This is a genomic window from Accumulibacter sp., assembly GCF_029255285.1.
In the GTDB taxonomy this organism is placed as follows: domain Bacteria; phylum Pseudomonadota; class Gammaproteobacteria; order Burkholderiales; family Rhodocyclaceae; genus Accumulibacter.
In genome coordinates this window covers 126643-142393 of record NZ_JAPUVI010000098.1, presented here as the reverse complement: position 1 = coordinate 142393, position 15751 = coordinate 126643, and the positions used below count along the sequence as shown (strand labels likewise).

Genomic DNA, 15751 nt, shown 5'->3' with positions numbered 1-15751 from the left:
CCGGATCCCCCCCGCCCCTTGCGCGCCCATCCCCCCCCCGCCGGGCGGCCCACCGGGCCACCGCCGTGGGCGGGGTTGGCCGCCGCCGGAGAAAACATCGCCACGCGCAAGGCTTCACAGAACCTGATCAGTGCGTTTGCGCCGCGCTTGCCCGAACTGATCGGTGGCTCGGCCGACCTGGCCGGATCGAACCTCACGTTATGGAAGGACGCCAAGGGCGTCAGCCGGACCGACGGTGGCAACTACGTCTATTATGGGGTACGCGAGTTCGCGATGACGGCCATCGCCAATGGCCTCGCGCTGCACGGAGGGCTGCTGCCTTACACCGCGACCTTCCTGGTCTTTTCCGACTACGCGCGCAGTGCCATCCGCATGGCGGCGCTCATGAAGCTGCGTCAGATCATGGTGTACACCCATGATTCGATCGGCCTCGGCGAAGACGGTCCGACGCATCAACCGGTGGAACATCTGGCCTGCTTGCGCCTGATTCCCAATGTGGATGTCTGGCGTCCGGCGGACGCCGGAGAGACGGCGGTTGCCTGGGTGGCCGCCATCGAGCGGTGTGATGGTCCGACGATTCTCGCCCTCTCGCGACAGAATCTGCCGGCGATCACGAGCGGCGCTTGCGTGACTGACATCCGTCGCGGGGCTTATGTTCTGGCCGACTGCGCACGACCACGGATCGTCCTGTTGGCGACCGGCTCCGAGGTCAAACTGGCGCTTGACGCCTGTCAGGCACTTGCCGATGATGGCATCGCCGTGCGTGTCGTTTCGATGCCCTGTGCCGAGGTCTTCGACCGCCAGGAGACCGCTTGGCAGAACAGCATCCTGCCTCCTGCCGTGCCGCGTGTCGCCATCGAAGCCGGGACGAGCAACTTCTGGCGCAAGTACGTTGGACTCGACGGCGCCGTCGTCGGCATCGATCATTTTGGCGAGTCGGCACCCGCCGGCCAGTTGTTCGACTTTTTCGGTTTCACGGTAGCCAATGTGGTCACGACCGTGAAATCATTGTTGTAATTTCTCAAGGAGACTGTTTCATGACAATCAAGGTAGGGATCAATGGCTTTGGCCGTATCGGCCGGATGGTTTTTCGCGCGGCGTTCCAGAACTTCCCGGAAATCGAGATCGTCGGCATCAACGACCTGCTCGAACCCGATTACCTGGCCTATATGCTGAAGTATGATTCGGTGCATGGCCGCTTCAAGGGCAGCATCGCGGTCGAGGGCAACACGCTGGTGGTCAATGGCAAGAGCATCCGTCTGACCGCCGTCAAGGATCCGGCAGAACTGAAGTGGAACGAAGTTGGCGCCGACATCGTCGTCGACTCGACCGGCCTCTTCCTGACCACCGAATCGTGCCAGAAGCATATCGCGGCGGGTGCCAAGAAGGTCATTCAGAGCGCCCCGAGCAAGGACGATACGCCGATGTTCGTGTTCGGCGTCAACTCCGACACCTATGCCGGTCAGACGATTATTTCGAACGCTTCGTGCACCACCAACTGCCTGGCGCCTGTGGCCAAGGTGCTGCACGACAACTGGGGCATCAAGCGCGGTCTGATGACCACCGTGCATGCCGCCACCGCCACCCAGAAAACGGTCGATGGTCCGTCGAACAAGGACTGGCGTGGTGGCCGAGGCATCCTCGAGAACATCATTCCCTCCTCGACCGGTGCGGCCAAAGCGGTCGGCAAGGTCATTCCGGACCTCAACAAGAAGCTCACCGGCATGGCTTTCCGCGTCCCGACGTCGGACGTTTCGGTTGTCGACCTGACCGTCGAGCTGAACAAGGAAGCCACCTACGATGCGATCTGCGCGGCGATGAAGGCCGCCTCCGAGGGTCCGATGAAGGGTATTCTCGGTTACACGACCGAGAAGGTGGTGGCCACCGATTTCCGTGGCGAGAGTTGTACTTCGGTGTTCGACGCCGAGGCCGGCATGGCTCTCGACGGCACTTTCGTCAAAGTGGTCGCGTGGTATGACAACGAGTGGGGTTACTCCTGCAAGGTGCTGGAGATGATCAAGGTCATGGCCCGCTAGACAGCCGGCAAGGGGCGCCCCCGGGCGCCCCCGATGCGCTCGTTTCCCGCTAGACGAGTCCGCGAACGTCGCCCCTTGACAACAACTCGCCGACCCATCACTGAGGCCTGTTGTACCCGGTGGCGTGCGAAAAGGGAGGGAGGCTCCGGCCACCGCCCGAAACCCCCGGCCGATCGTCTGCCGAGCGGTGACCACCCCGATTGCCCCGTTCGCTGGACACCGACTGTTCACCAGCCGCAGGCGGCGTGCCGTGTAAGCAGCTCAGCACGTAAACGAATACCCATAGGAAACTTATGTCCCGAGACACCAAGATCGTCGCTACCCTTGGTCCGGCGTCATCAGACGCTGCTGTCCTGGAAAAACTAATCCGCGCCGGCGTCGACGTCGTACGCCTCAACTTTTCGCATGGCAAACCCGAAGATCACGTAACCCGCGTCCAGATGGTGCGCGAGGTGGCCGCCCGTGTCGGGCGCGCGGTGGGAATTCTCGCCGATCTCCAGGGGCCGAAGATCCGTGTCGGAAAATTTGCCGACGGCAAGGTCTGGCTTGAAGACGGACAGCGTTTCGTGCTCGACGCCAAGTGCGAGCTCGGCAACGCCGAGCGTGCCGGGCTCGATTACAAGGATCTGACGCGCGACGTATCGACCGGTAGCGTCCTGCTGCTCGACGACGGCCGCATCGTGCTCGATGTCGAACGAGTCATCGGGTCGGAGATTTTCACTATCGTTCGCCATGGCGGCGAGTTGTCCGACAACAAGGGAATCAACCGTCAGGGGGGCGGCCTTTCGGCGCCGGCACTGACCGCCAAGGACATGGAAGACATCCGGACGGCGGCCCGCATGGAGGTCGACTTCCTGGCCGTTTCCTTTCCCAAAAGCGCGGCCGACATGTATATGGCCAAGCAACTGATTCACGCCGCCGGCGGGCACGCGCACACGATCGCCAAGATCGAGCGGGTTGAGGCGGTGGACGCGCTTGAGGAAATCATCGCCGCCTCGGACGGGATCATGGTTGCTCGTGGCGACCTGGCTGTCGAAGTCGGCGACGCTGCCGTGCCAGCCCTTCAGAAACGCATGATTCGGCTGGCGCGCGAGAAAAACAAACTGGCGATCACCGCGACGCAGATGATGGAGTCGATGATCAACTCGCCGACGCCGACGCGGGCCGAAGTTTCCGACGTCGCCAACGCGGTGCTCGACGGCACCGACGCCGTGATGCTGTCGGCCGAGACGGCCGCCGGGCGCTATCCGGTCGAGACCGTCGAAGCGATGGCGCGCATCTGCCTGGAAGCCGAGAAGTCGGCCGAAGTGACACTTGACAGCGAGTTTCTCAATCAGGTGTTCACGCGCATCGATCAGACCATCTCGCTGGCCGCGATCTGGACGGCGCACCACCTGAAGGTCAAGGCGATCGCCGCGCTCACGGAATCGGGAGCCACTGCGCTCTGGATGAGTCGCCTCAACTGTGGCGTGCCGGTTTATGCCCTCACTCCGCAACCCGAAGCGGTGACCAAGATGGCGCTCTATCGGGCAGTTTTCCCGCTGTTCATGACGCAGCGTCCGGCGACGCGCGACGAACTGCTGCACGACGCCGAGGAATTGCTGATGAATGAGGGAATCGTCGTGAAAGGCGACTTGATCGTCCTTTCCGCCGGCGAACCGATGGGCACCAGCGGCGGTACAAATACTTTGAAGATCGTCCGTGTCGGCGATCAGAAGCCGTGGACGAACTGAGCGGCTGATTGCCCGGTCGGCGATACGCAGGTGTCCGCGGTGACAACCTTGGCGGGAGTTCGGTAAACGCCGATTCCCGCGTTCACGCACCAATCTACTGGAGAAACAAGACATGCCAATCGTATCGATGCGTCAATTGCTGGACCACGCGGCGGAAAATGGTTATGGGCTGCCCGCCTTCAACGTCAATAACATGGAACAGGTGTGGGCGATCATGGAAGCCGCGAGCGAAGTCGACGCGCCGGTGATCATGCAGGCTTCCGCCGGTGCCCGCAAGTATGCCGGCGAACCCTTCCTGCGCCACCAGATTCTGGCGGCGCTCGAAGCCTATCCGCACATCCCCATCGTCATGCACCAGGACCACGGTCAGTCGCCGGCCGTGTGCATGGCCGCTATCCGCTCGGGTTTTTCGTCGGTAATGATGGATGGTTCGCTGATGGCTGACGGCAAGTCGGTGGCGACCTACGAGTACAACGTCGACGTCACGCGCAAGGTCGTCGAGTTCGCGCACGCGATCGGCGTTTCGGTCGAAGGCGAGCTCGGCGTTCTCGGCTCGCTCGAAACCATGCGCGGCGACAAAGAGGACGGTCATGGCGCGGAGGGCACGATGACCCGTGAGCAACTGTTGACCGATGTCGAGCAGGCGGCCGACTTCGTGAAGCAGACGCAGTGCGACGCCCTGGCGATCGCCATCGGGACTTCGCACGGCGCCTACAAGTTCACCAAGAAACCGACCGGCGACATCCTTGCCATTCAGCGCATCAAGGAGATTCACGAACGTATCCCGAATTGCCATCTGGTAATGCACGGATCTTCGTCGGTGCCACAGGAACTGCTGGCGGAAATCCGCGAGTTCGGCGGCGACATGAAAGAAACCTACGGCGTGCCGGTCGAGGAAATCGTCACCGGCATCAAGCACGGCGTGCGCAAGGTCAATATCGATACCGACATCCGCTTGGCGATGACGGGCGCGATTCGCCGCTATTTTGCCGAAAACCCGTCGAAGTTCGACCCGCGCGACTACCTGAAGCCAGCCCGCGAGGCGGCCAAGAAGATCTGCCGCGCGCGCTTCGAAGCCTTTGGTACGGCGGGCCAGGCGAGCAAGATTCGGATCATCCCGCTCGACCGGATGGCCGAGCGCTACCAGAGCGGCGAACTGAAGCAGACGGTCCGCTGATCGACGCTGTCGCGACCGCGGCACACCTCAGGGGTGCTGCGGTTTTTCGTTTTCGGGACCGACCATGAGCGCTGGATTCGCGTTGTCTGAACTCGCCGCACACCCTCTGCGCGAACGGCTGAACGATGAGTTTCACGCTTGCCCGCCAATCCCGCTGCGCAGTCCGGTGCTGGTTTCGCATCTGGTGTTTACGCATCCTGCGGCGGGGATTCCCGACGACGGTGCGACGCGACAGCGCATTGGCGATTCGGTGGCAGGCGACGTCATCGCCTCTTCCGACACGTACCTGGTGCTGGCGGCCGACCGTTTCATCCTGCGCTGGGAAAGGCACACCGAGTTCTCGAGCTATACGATCTTTCGTCCGCTGGCTGCTGGCGAAACGAGTCATCCGGACGTCAGCGCGCTGGAAGTCCTTCCGGCCGGCGTGCTGTCGGCGATTCCTGGCCAACTGCTGGTGGCCACCCATGTCGAGTTGCGGTCGAGTCACGAGCTTTCGCCGGAGGACATCACTGCCGGGCTGACGCCAACCGGTCGCCAGATGGTTGCGGCGCAAGTCGCCGATCGAGCTGCCTGGGTATTCACCGACTTCATTTTCGACCACGGCTGCTCGCGCTTCCTCGTGCTCGATGTCGCGCTTACGCAAAGGCAGGCCGGCCGGACGGTGCAGCGGCTGCTCGATATCGAAACCTATCGGTTGCTGGCCTTGCTGGCGCTTCCCGTCGCCAAGGAAATCGGCGGTTGGCTGACGTGTGCCGAGAGCCAGTTGGCCGACATGGTCGACCATATCGGGCAGGCCCGATCGCCGGCCGACGAGCGCCAGGTGCTCGCCGAACTGAGCAAGCTGGCGGCCGAAGTCGAGCACTCGTTGGCACGGACGACCTTTCGCTTTGCGGCCGCGCGCGCCTACCACGATCTGGTCATGCAGCGGATCGGTGAACTCCGCGAGCAGCGCGTCAACGGTTGTCCGACCTTTCAGGAGATGATGCAGCGCCGCCTGCTACCGGCGATGCAGACCTGCATCGCGATGGCCGGTCGCCAGAACGACCTTTCCGACCGGCTGGCGCGCACCGGCGAACTGCTGCGCACCCGGGTGGACGTCGAACTCGAGCGTCAGAACCAGGAGCAACTGACGCAGATGAATCGGCGCGCCCGGCTGCAACTGCGGCTGCAGGAAACCGTCGAAGGACTGTCGGTCGTCGCCATCACCTACTACGCATCGCAACTCGTGCTCTACCTCGCCAAAGGTGGCAAGGCGGTGTTGCCGGCGCTGTCGCCCGAGATCGCCGCCGCAGTGTCCATTCCGCTGGTCGCCGCCGCTGCCGTTTTCGGCATCCGGCGCATGCGCCAGCGGCTCCGCCGCGAAGAGGGTGGAGAACACTCAACGGAAGCGAAAGCCCTATAATCCGATCGCCTGCCTGCTGGCGGGCGATCAACCTTTGACTACCGGATCAGCCAAGTGACCGACGCCCTCTTCGAATCGACGATCAAGAGCCTGCCACTGCTCGGCCGTGGCAAGGTGCGCGACATCTACGCCATCGACGCCGACAAGCTGCTGATCGTCACCAGTGACCGCATTTCGGCGTTCGACGTCGTCCTGCCCGACCCGATTCCCGGCAAGGGCAAGGTGCTGACCCGGCTCGCCGCTTTCTGGTTCGCCAAACTGGCCGACATCGTCCCGAACCAGCTCACCGGCATCGATCCGGAATCCGTGGTCAGGGTCGAAGAGCGGGACCAGGTGCGCGACCGAGCACTGGTCGTCAAGCGCTTGCGACCCTTGCCGATCGAGGCCGTGGTGCGCGGCTATCTGATCGGCTCGGGATGGAAGGACTATCAGGCGAGCGGCCGCGTTTGCGGGATCGGGCTGCCAGTCGGACTACGACTTGCGAGCCGGCTGCCGCAAGCGATCTTCACCCCGGCCACCAAGGCCGCGCTCGGCGATCACGACGAGAACGTTTCCTTTGAACGAGCACAGGCGGACTGCGCCGCGGCGTTTGCCGACTTGTCGGCGGGCACGGCGAGCGGTGAAGCGATTGCCGTGCAGGCGCGCGACGCTGCGCTCAAGCTGTATGCCACAGCAGCCGAACATGCCGCGCAACGCGGCATCATCATTGCCGACACCAAGTTCGAATTCGGGCTCGATGCGGCGGGCACCCTGCATCTGATCGACGAGGCTCTGACCCCGGACTCGTCGCGCTTTTGGCCGGTCGATGCCTGGCGGCCGGGAAGCAATCCACCGTCCTACGACAAACAATATTTGCGCGACTACCTCGAAACGCTGGCCTGGAACAAGCAGGCGCCCGGGCCGCGTTTGCCGGCCGCGGTGCTCGAGCACACTCGGGCAAAGTACGTCGAAGCGTGCGAGCGACTGACCGGAGAGATTTTTGTGGCATGAGAAGGCAGGCCACCATTCGATCTGGCAGCGTCCCGTGGCGGAGCCATCATCTTGGCAAGGAGTTCGCATGGGCCTAGATCTGACTCCCGCTACCCACGGCACGCCGCCCAAGGTCCGCCGCGTTTCGCTCGACCGCCCCTTGTCCTGGCTGGCGGCAGGCTGGCGGGATCTGCGCGTCAACCCGATCGCCAGCCTGGCCTACGGACTCCTGTTTGCGATTGCCGGCGACCTGATCACGATTTTCGCCTGGCGCAACGGACGAATGTTCATCATCGCCACTTCCGGCTTCTTTCTGATCGCGCCCTTGCTTGCCGGTGGACTGTACGAAATCAGTCGGCGCTGCGCGGCGGGTCAGTCGTCGACCTTTTTCTCGTCACTCGCCGGTGGCCGGCGCAACGCGGTCGAACTCGCCAAATTGGGGCTGCTCCTGGCGCTCGTCGGGCTGGCCTGGGAACGCGTGTCGACGCTGCTGTTCGCCTTGCTGGCCCCGGCGATCACGCCCGACCTGCCCAGCTTGCTGGCTGAAATTCACTTGTCGACCGACCACCGCGATCTGCTGTTGATCTGGATCCTCTGCGGTGGCACGCTGGCACTGAGCGTTTTTTCGCTGACCGTGGTTTCCGTGCCCTTGCTGCTCGACCGGCCCATCAACTTCCGGACGGCCATGCTGACCAGCCTGCGTGCCGTCGACGCCAACCTGTGGGTCATGCTGTTCTGGGGCGCGATCGTCGTCGTCTTGACCGCACTCGGTTTTCTCACATTGTTCTTCGGCTTGATCGTTTTCATGCCGTTGCTCGGCCATGCTTCGTGGCACGCCTATCGCGACCTTGTAGAATAGGCAGCACTCCCCGGCTGCGCTCCGCCGCAGCGCTCCTCTCGATCCACGGAATTTCCATGCCCTCCGACGCCTTACACGACAACCCGCTTCTCGACTTCTCCACGCTGCCGCGCTTCGATGCACTGAGGCCAGACCACGTGCCGCCGGCAATCAGCAAGCTGCTCGCCGATTGCCGCGATCTCGTCCAGCGCCTGACGTCTGACGAGGTGGCAGCGACCTGGGACGATTTCGCCGCACCGTTGGCCGACGGCTTCGAGCAACTGTCGCGCGCCTGGGGGGTCGTCGGGCACGTCCACTCGGTGAATGACGTCCCGGCCTGGCGCGAGGCCTACCACCAGATGCTACCCGACGTTTCGCGTTTCTACGCCGAAGTCGGCCAGAACCTGAAGCTGTTCGCCAAGTACAAGGCGATCGCCGAGAGCGAGGAATACAAGACCTTGTCCGCCGCTCGACGCCAGATCATCGACCATGAGGTGCGCGACTTCCGCCTCGCCGGCGCCGAGCTGCCAGACAACCTGAAACCTCGCTTTCAGGCAATTGCCGAAGAACTGGCTCAACTCTCGGCCAAGTTCTCGGAAAATTTGCTCGACGCGACGAATGCTTTCTCCGAAGTGGTGACCGACGTCGATGAACTGGCTGGCTTGCCGCAAGACATCCAGGAAGCGGCGCGCGAAGCGGCCGCGCGAGACGGCGCGCATGGCTGGAAGTTCACGCTGCACATGCCATCCTATTTGCCGGTACTGCAATACGCCGATAGTCGCCGACTGCGTGCCACGCTGTACCGCGCCTACGCCACACGTGCCGCCGAGTTCGGCGCCGCTGAACTCGACAACACGCCCTTGATCCAGCGGATTCTCGAACTACGCCGTGAGGAAGCGAAGCTACTGGGCTACGTCAACTTCGCCGAAGTCTCGCTAGTACCGAAGATGGCACAATCTGTACCGCAGGTGCTCGACTTCCTGCGTGACCTGGCGGCCAGGGCCAAGCCTTTCGCCGAGAAGGATGTCGCCGACCTGCGCGCCTTTGCGCAGAGCGAACTCGGCCTCGAGACGATGGAATCCTGGGATGTCGCCTACGTTTCCGAGAAACTCCTGCAAGCGCGCTATGCCTTTTCGGAGCAGGAAGTGAAGCAGTACTTCACCGAAGACAAGGTTCTCGGCGGGCTTTTCCGGGTCATCGAAACCTTGTTCGGCGTTCGCCTGAAGCCGGATCGCGCGCCCGTCTGGCACGAAGACGTGCGCTTCTTCCGTATCGAGACGCTGAGCGGCGAACTGATCGGTCAGTTCTATCTCGATCTCTACGCACGTGAAACCAAGCGCGCCGGAGCTTGGATGGACGAAGCGATCGGGCGCCGAAGACTGCCGATGCGATCACTGGCCACGCCGCCGGACGGCGTGCAAACGCCGGTCGCCTACCTCAACTGTAACTTCTCGCGGCCGGTCGGCGAAAGGGATGGCCAACCGCTGCCGGCGACTTTCACGCACGACGAGGTGATCACGCTCTTCCATGAAACCGGGCATGGCTTGCACCACCTTCTGACACGGGTGGACGAATTGGGCGTCGCCGGCATTCACGGCGTCGAATGGGACGCGGTGGAGTTGCCGTCGCAGTTCATGGAGAACTACTGCTGGGAGTGGAGCGTGCTGCCCCAGATGACCGCCCACATCGACACCGGCCAACCCTTGCCACGCGCACTGTTCGACAAGATGCTGGCGGCCAAGAACTTCCTGAGCGGCATGCAAACGCTTCGCCAGATTGAGTTCGCGTTGTTCGACATGCGGCTGCACAGCGACTTCGATCCGGCCGGCGACAGAAGCGTCCGCGACCTGCTGGCCGACGTGCGGCGCGAGGTCGCGGTGATCGTCCCGCCTGAATGGCATCGCTTTGCGAACGGTTTTTCGCACATCTTTGCCGGTGGCTACGGTGCCGGCTACTATAGTTACAAGTGGGCCGAAGTCCTGTCCGCCGACTGCTACGCCGCCTTCGAAGAGGCTGGCAACGCCTTCGATCCGAGTACCGGCAAGCGTTTCCTGGACGAAGTTCTGTCGGTCGGCGGCAGCCGCCCGGCGATTGACAGCTTCCGCGCCTTTCGCGGTCGCGACCCCCAGGTCGACGCTTTACTTCGGCACAGCGGAATGATCGCCGCCTGAACTGCGAGGACTTCGAGCATGCTCACCCAGTCCGCCTGGCGCCTCATCGGCCCCACCGCTTGCTTGCTCTTGCTGGCGGGCACGTCGGTCGACGCGCAAACTACCTACCGCTGGGTAGACCCGGCAACCGGTCACACGGTGGTTTCCGATAGGCCGCCACCGCCTGGCAGCAAGAGCGTCGGCAAGGCGACGACGACGGCAGACGGCGAGGAGCCGCTGGAGGCTCGACTTCCCTACGCGATTCGCCAGGCCAGCGAAAAGTTTCCCGTGACTCTCTACACCAGCCGCGGCTGCACGACGTGCAGGGAGGCACGCGCTCTGCTGGAGAGTCGTGGCGTGCCCTTCTCGGAGAAGGAGGTGACGACGGAAGAGGAAGTCGCCGAAATCGGCCGGCGGGTCGGCGGCGATCTGCTTCTTCCCAGCGTCAGCGTTGGACGGCAAAGCGTCAATGGCTTTGCGCCTGGCGCCTGGAACGACCTGCTCGATGCCGCCGGCTATCCCACCAGGGCGACAGCCCGTGTCAGACCGGCGGCGAAGTCGGCCCCATGAAGCTCGCTAGCTGGAACGTGAACTCACTTAAGGTTCGCTTGCCACAACTGCTCGACTGGCTGGCGGCGCAGCAACCCGATATCGTCTGCCTGCAGGAGACGAAACTTGATGACGCGGCTTTCCCGCGGCGGGAAATCGAGACGGCGGGTTACCACGCCGCCTTCTGCGGCCAGAAAACGTACAACGGCGTTGCCTTGCTGACCCGCGAAGCGCCAAGCGAACTCGCTTTCGGGAATCCCCACTTTACCGACCCGCAGAAGCGCTTGCTTGCCGCGACAGTGGGCGGCCTCCGCGTCGTCTGCGTCTACGTCCCGAATGGTCAGGCGGTCGGCAGCGACAAGTACGCCTACAAGCTCGAATGGCTGGCTGCGCTGGCGTGCTGGCTGGCCGAAGAACTCGCCGCCAATCCCCGGCTGGCGGTGGCCGGCGACTTCAACATTGCCCCGGAAGACCGTGACGTGCACGACCCGATCGCCTGGGCTGGCCAGATCCTGTGCTCGGAAGCCGAACGGTCCGCTTTCCGGCAACTGTTGAACCTGGGTCTGAACGACAGTTTCCGGCTCTTCGAGCAAGCCGAGAAGAGCTTCTCGTGGTGGGACTACCGAATGCTCGGCTTCCAGAAGAACCAGGGCCTGCGCATCGACCATATTCTACTTTCCGAGCCTCTCGCCCGACGCTGCGTGGCCGCTGGAATCAGCCGGGAAATGCGCAAGCGGGAACGTCCGTCGGACCACGCTCCGGTAACCGCCGAACTGGCCGAACCATGAACGCCCTTCCCGACGGCTTGTCGCCGTCGCTGCTTGTTCTCTATCCGGCCTTGCGTTCGCTACCGGCCGACCAGTTCGCGGCACTCTGTCAGACAGCCGCTTGGCAGACGCTGCCCGGCGGGGCGCCGGTGTTTACCGAGCGGCAAAACTGCCTGGGCTTCCCGCTACTGCTCAACGGCACGATCAAAGTGGTGAAAAGTGCGGCGAACGGGCGAGAAATGCTGCTCTACAGGGTGGAGCCAGGTGGTTCGTGCATCATCACCTCAAGTTGTCTGCTCGGCCACAGTCCCTATTCGGCGCGCGGCGTTGCCGAAACCCCGCTCTCTCTGCTGCTCTTGCCGAGTTCCCTGTTCGATCGACTGTTGGCTGAAAACGCCGCGTTCCGTGATTTTGTTTTCCACTTGTTTGCCGAGCGGATCGCGGATCTGATGCAACTCGTTGAGGAGGTCGCTTTTCACCGCCTCGATCAGCGTCTGGCCAAACTTCTGCTCGCCAGAGGTGAAACGGTTCGCGCCACGCATCAGGCGTTGGCCGAAGAACTGGGCAGCGTGCGCGAAATCGTCAGCCGCTTGCTCAAGAGTTTCGCCGAACAGCGTCTGGTAACGCTGGGCCGCGAACAGATCGGAGTGATCGACGCCGAGGGTTTGCAGCATCTGGCCGAGGGCAAGCGCTGAAACGGGACAGCCGTACGGGCTGTGTGACCGCGGTTACATACACGACCAGCCGTCTTGGGTATTCTGGTGTCCTCAATCACAACCTTTGCTGGAGCCCAACATGAAGACCAATGTCGGAGGGATCGACAAAGTCCTGCGTATCATCATCGGCCTCGTGCTGATCGGCCTCGCCGCCAGCGGTGTCGTCGGTGCCTGGGGCTGGATCGGCATCGTGCCGCTGCTGACCGGTGTGTTCGGGATCTGCCCGGCGTACAGTTTGCTTGGCTTGAATACCTGCCCGCTCAAGAAGACAAGTTGAGCGGGGAAGGAGGCTGAGCGGCGCTCCTAGTTCAGTGCGTTGGCCAGGCGGACGTAGTCATCGACCGACAGTTCCTCGGCGCGACAGGTGGGAGAAACGCCGAGTTCGGTCAGTCGGGTCGCGGTGCACAAGCCCTGCAGACTGTTGCGCAACATCTTTCGGCGTTGCGCGAAAGCCGCGGCGACGAGCGCCGCGAACTGCGCGTCGTCGCTTGCGGTCAGCTCGCCGAGCGGCCGCGGAGTCAGGCGGACCACCGCCGAATGCACCCTTGGTGGAGGATCGAAAGCCTCCGGCGAGACATCGAGTAGATGCTCCATCACGAAACGGTACTGCAACATCACCGAGAGCTTTCCGAAGTCGCGGCTGCCGGGGACAGCGACCATGCGCTCGACGACTTCCCGCTGCAGCATGAAGTGCATGTCGCGCACGGTAGCGCCGAAGCCGGCCAGATGAAAGAGCAGCGGGGTCGAGATGTTGTACGGGAGATTGCCGACGACACGCAGACCGGCGCTACCTTCCTCGGCCAAGCGGCCGAAATCGAAGCCCAGGGCGTCGCCGGCATAAATGCTCACTGTCTCCGGCGGATACTTCCGGCGCAAGCCGGCGACGATATCGCGGTCGATTTCCACCACGTGCAGATGGTCGAGTCGCTGCAGCAGGGGTTCGGTCAACGCGGCGCGTCCCGGGCCAATCTCGACCACGCAGTCGCTACGCTGTGGCGCGACGAGATCGACGATGCGCCTGATAACCTTTTGATCGACCAGGAAATGTTGGCCGAAGCGCTTACGCGCGACAAGCGGCGCCATCGCTTCAGGCAGCGCCGCCGGCACGCTCCGCCATCTCGATCGCCTGACCAACGGCGGCAAACAGGCTGCCGGGATCGGCTTTCCCGGTCCCCGCCAGATCGAGCGCCGTGCCATGATCGACCGACGTGCGAATGATCGGCAGTCCCAGAGTGACATTGACGCCGTGGCCGAAGCTCGCGTACTTGAGCGCCGTCAGTCCCTGGTCGTGGTACATGGCAAGAACGCAATCGCCCCGTGCCAGGACGGAAGGTGAAAACATCGTGTCGGCGGGCAGCGGCCCAAGCAGCACCATACCTTCCTCGGCGCGCAGGCGTTCGAGCACCGGCGCGATGACGTCGATCTCCTCGCGGCCCAGATAACCACTCTCGCCGGCGTGCGGATTGAGGCCGGCGACGAGGATGCGCGGACTGACGATGCCGTACTTCTGCCCCATTTCGCGATGCAGGATGCGCAGCGTCTCGGCAAGCGCGCTGCCGGTCACGGCGCCCGGCACTTCGCGCAAAGGCAGGTGCGTCGTGAGCAGCGCAACACGCAGCCCGCCGCCAGCCAACATCATCACTACGCGTCGCGTTTCCGTTCGTTCCGCCAGGTATTCGGTATGTCCGCTGAAGGCAATCCCGGCGTCGTTGATCGTCCCCTTGTGTACCGGGGCGGTGACCAGCGCGGCAAACTCGCCGCGCCGGCAGCCGGCCAACGCCCGATCAAGCAGATCCAGCACATAGGGCGCGTTGGCCCGGTCGAGCAGGCCGGGACGAGCCTTGGTCACCAGTGGCCGATGCAGGATGTCGAGTGTGCCGGCTTCTGGCGGGAGCGCCGGATCCCAGTCGCGAAAAACGACTGGGAGTCGGAGTTCGGCAGCGATCTGGGCGAGCAACGAGCGGTCGGCGAGCACAACGATCCGGGCGCCTGGCCAGCGATTGCGCGGCAGATCAAGCAGGCGCAGACAGAGCTCCGGGCCGACGCCGGCCGGTTCGCCGGCGGTGACGGCGATCACCGGCCAGGGCGGCGGGTGGTTCAACGCTCCTCCAGCCGAAGTTCGACATAGGCGCGGTCGCGCGTTTGCCGCAGCCAGTCCTGATACGCCTCGTCGCGCTTGCGTTCGCGCAATACTTGGCGCGCCGCGGCACGTTGACGGTCACTCGAGACGTCCTGCACGCGTCGCTCGATGACCTCGATCAGATGAAAGCCGAACGGTGACTGCACCGGTTCGCTGACTTCGCCAGGAGCGAGCAGATTCATCGCTCGCTCGAACTCGGGAACCGTATCGCCCGGATAGACCCAACCCAGATCACCGCCTTTGGTTGCCGAACCATCCTGCGAAAAGAGCTTCGCCAACTCGGCGAAACTCTCGCCGTGTTTGATCCGTTCACGCAGGCTTTCGAGTTTGTGCCTGGCCTCCGATTCCGAAACGACTTCGTTCACCTTGATCAGGATGTGCCGGGCGTGCGTCTGCTGCACAGCCGTCGGCGCTCCGCCACCGCGTTTGGCGAGTACCTTGACCAAGTGGAAGCCGTTCGAGCTGCGGAGGATCGGTGACACCTCGCCGACCTTGAGCGTCGCGGCCGTCTCGGCGAACATCGCTGGCAGGCGGTCGCGCGAACGCCAGCCAAGGTTGCCGCCTTTCAGACCGTCCGGAGCGTCCGAATAGGCGGCCGCGAGCTGCGCGAAATCCTCACCCTTACGCAATCGCTCGACAACTTGTTCAGCCTTCGCGCGGAGTTTCTGAATCTGTTCCGGACTTGCCGATTCGGGTGCACGGAACAGAATATGCGCCAACTGATACTCCTCTGTCATGGCTCCCTGATCGGTAGCGCCAGCAAGGTAATTGTCGACCTCGCCTTCGGAGATGAAAATCCGGCTCTCGACCTCGCGTTCACGGACGCGGGCAATTGTCATTTCCGAGCGAATCTCCTCGCGGAAATTGGCAAACGCTATGCCGTCCTTTTCCAACGCCGCGCGGAACTGGGCCAAGGACATCCGGTTGCCCGCGGCAATCCGCTGCAGTGCCTGCTCGAGCTGTGCATCGTCGACTCGCACGCCCATCTCGCGGGCTTGCTGCAACTGCACCTTGTCGATCACCAGACGTTCGAGCATCTGCCTTTCGAGCACGTCGCGCGGCGGCAGTTGTGTCCCTTGTCGCTGCAATTGCGCCAGAGCAGCGTCGAGACGAGTCCGCAGCTCGTACAGCGTGATCACTTCGTTATTGACCACGGCTACGATACGATCGACCGGAACCGGCTGACTCACCGGCCGCGAAGCATTTTGTGCGAGCGATGGGCCGACCAGACAAGTCACCAGCAGCACGCCACGAAGCATGATCATCATCATTGG

Annotated in this window: 15 protein-coding genes; 12 read left to right on the top strand and 3 right to left on the bottom strand. The window is 63.2% G+C overall.

Annotated elements, in window-relative coordinates; translation table 11 throughout:
• The 12 genes from Q1M07_RS14555 to Q1M07_RS14500 form a co-directional block, all read left to right on the top strand.
• The coding region (locus tag Q1M07_RS14555; protein ID WP_300454638.1) for a transketolase family protein at window positions 1-1017 on the top strand (1017 nt) is incomplete at its 5' end.
• A gap of 20 nt (window positions 1018-1037) precedes the next feature.
• A complete protein-coding gene (gene gap / locus Q1M07_RS14550) occupies window positions 1038-2036 on the top strand; it encodes a type I glyceraldehyde-3-phosphate dehydrogenase (RefSeq protein WP_300454637.1) in 999 nt (332 codons plus the stop codon).
• A 293-nt stretch (window positions 2037-2329) separates the two neighbouring features.
• Window positions 2330-3769 carry a pyruvate kinase gene (gene pyk / locus Q1M07_RS14545; protein WP_300454636.1) on the top strand — a complete coding sequence of 480 codons (1440 nt, stop codon included), beginning with the start codon at window positions 2330-2332 and terminating at the stop codon, window positions 3767-3769.
• A gap of 112 nt (window positions 3770-3881) precedes the next feature.
• Window positions 3882-4946, top strand: coding sequence for a class II fructose-bisphosphate aldolase (fba, locus tag Q1M07_RS14540; protein WP_300454635.1), 1065 nt, complete (start codon window positions 3882-3884; stop codon window positions 4944-4946).
• A gap of 64 nt (window positions 4947-5010) precedes the next feature.
• Window positions 5011-6348, top strand: coding sequence for a DUF3422 domain-containing protein (locus Q1M07_RS14535; RefSeq protein ID WP_300454634.1), 1338 nt, complete (start codon window positions 5011-5013; stop codon window positions 6346-6348).
• Between the two features lie 54 nt (window positions 6349-6402).
• Complete coding sequence (locus tag Q1M07_RS14530; RefSeq protein WP_300454633.1) at window positions 6403-7338, top strand: phosphoribosylaminoimidazolesuccinocarboxamide synthase; 936 nt, start codon at window positions 6403-6405, stop codon at window positions 7336-7338.
• Between the two features lie 67 nt (window positions 7339-7405).
• Window positions 7406-8176, top strand: coding sequence for a DUF2189 domain-containing protein (locus tag Q1M07_RS14525; protein ID WP_300454632.1), 771 nt, complete (start codon window positions 7406-7408; stop codon window positions 8174-8176).
• Between the two features lie 56 nt (window positions 8177-8232).
• Window positions 8233-10326, top strand: a complete 2094-nt coding sequence (locus Q1M07_RS14520) for a M3 family metallopeptidase (RefSeq protein WP_300454631.1) — start codon at window positions 8233-8235, stop codon at window positions 10324-10326.
• 18 nt (window positions 10327-10344) lie between these two features.
• Entirely contained in the window at window positions 10345-10875 is a 531-nt protein-coding gene (locus Q1M07_RS14515; RefSeq protein WP_300454630.1) for a DUF4124 domain-containing protein, read from the top strand.
• Window positions 10872-11642 carry an exodeoxyribonuclease III gene (gene xth, locus Q1M07_RS14510; protein WP_300454629.1) on the top strand — a complete coding sequence of 257 codons (771 nt, stop codon included), beginning with the start codon at window positions 10872-10874 and terminating at the stop codon, window positions 11640-11642. The genes Q1M07_RS14515 and xth overlap by 4 nt, the downstream gene beginning before the upstream one ends.
• Window positions 11639-12316: a Crp/Fnr family transcriptional regulator gene (locus tag Q1M07_RS14505; RefSeq protein ID WP_300454628.1), complete on the top strand. Its 678-nt coding sequence runs from the start codon at window positions 11639-11641 to the stop codon at window positions 12314-12316. Before xth ends, Q1M07_RS14505 begins: the two co-directional genes overlap by 4 nt.
• 100 nt (window positions 12317-12416) lie before the next feature.
• The gene (locus tag Q1M07_RS14500; RefSeq protein ID WP_300454627.1) at window positions 12417-12614 is read left to right on the top strand and encodes a DUF2892 domain-containing protein; all 198 of its coding nucleotides are present in this window, start codon (window positions 12417-12419) and stop codon (window positions 12612-12614) included.
• Between the two features lie 26 nt (window positions 12615-12640).
• Here the strand turns inward: Q1M07_RS14500 and rsmA are convergent, their stop codons facing one another.
• The 3 genes from rsmA to Q1M07_RS14485 are packed head-to-tail and all read right to left on the bottom strand — an operon-like array spanning window position 12641 to window position 15748.
• Window positions 12641-13420: a 16S rRNA (adenine(1518)-N(6)/adenine(1519)-N(6))-dimethyltransferase RsmA gene (rsmA, locus tag Q1M07_RS14495; protein ID WP_300454643.1), complete on the bottom strand. Its 780-nt coding sequence runs from the start codon at window positions 13418-13420 to the stop codon at window positions 12641-12643.
• A 4-nt stretch (window positions 13421-13424) separates the two neighbouring features.
• Window positions 13425-14438 carry a 4-hydroxythreonine-4-phosphate dehydrogenase PdxA gene (gene pdxA, locus Q1M07_RS14490; protein ID WP_300454626.1) on the bottom strand — a complete coding sequence of 338 codons (1014 nt, stop codon included), beginning with the start codon at window positions 14436-14438 and terminating at the stop codon, window positions 13425-13427.
• Entirely contained in the window at window positions 14435-15748 is a 1314-nt protein-coding gene (locus Q1M07_RS14485) for a peptidylprolyl isomerase (protein ID WP_300454625.1), read from the bottom strand. Before Q1M07_RS14485 ends, pdxA begins: the two co-directional genes overlap by 4 nt.
• Window positions 15749-15751: the final 3 nt, after the last annotated feature.

Coding starts and splice junctions, on each gene's coding strand:
- Q1M07_RS14520 (WP_300454631.1), top strand. CDS start 8,233: ATGCCCTCCGACGCCTTACACGACAACCCGCTTCTCGACTTCTCCACG.
- pyk (WP_300454636.1), top strand. CDS start 2,330: ATGTCCCGAGACACCAAGATCGTCGCTACCCTTGGTCCGGCGTCATCA.
- gap (WP_300454637.1), top strand. CDS start 1,038: ATGACAATCAAGGTAGGGATCAATGGCTTTGGCCGTATCGGCCGGATG.
- rsmA (WP_300454643.1), bottom strand. CDS start 13,420: ATGGCGCCGCTTGTCGCGCGTAAGCGCTTCGGCCAACATTTCCTGGTC.
- Q1M07_RS14535 (WP_300454634.1), top strand. CDS start 5,011: ATGAGCGCTGGATTCGCGTTGTCTGAACTCGCCGCACACCCTCTGCGC.
- xth (WP_300454629.1), top strand. CDS start 10,872: ATGAAGCTCGCTAGCTGGAACGTGAACTCACTTAAGGTTCGCTTGCCA.
- fba (WP_300454635.1), top strand. CDS start 3,882: ATGCCAATCGTATCGATGCGTCAATTGCTGGACCACGCGGCGGAAAAT.
- Q1M07_RS14500 (WP_300454627.1), top strand. CDS start 12,417: ATGAAGACCAATGTCGGAGGGATCGACAAAGTCCTGCGTATCATCATC.
- Q1M07_RS14485 (WP_300454625.1), bottom strand. CDS start 15,748: ATGATGATGATCATGCTTCGTGGCGTGCTGCTGGTGACTTGTCTGGTC.
- Q1M07_RS14515 (WP_300454630.1), top strand. CDS start 10,345: ATGCTCACCCAGTCCGCCTGGCGCCTCATCGGCCCCACCGCTTGCTTG.
- Q1M07_RS14525 (WP_300454632.1), top strand. CDS start 7,406: ATGGGCCTAGATCTGACTCCCGCTACCCACGGCACGCCGCCCAAGGTC.
- Q1M07_RS14505 (WP_300454628.1), top strand. CDS start 11,639: ATGAACGCCCTTCCCGACGGCTTGTCGCCGTCGCTGCTTGTTCTCTAT.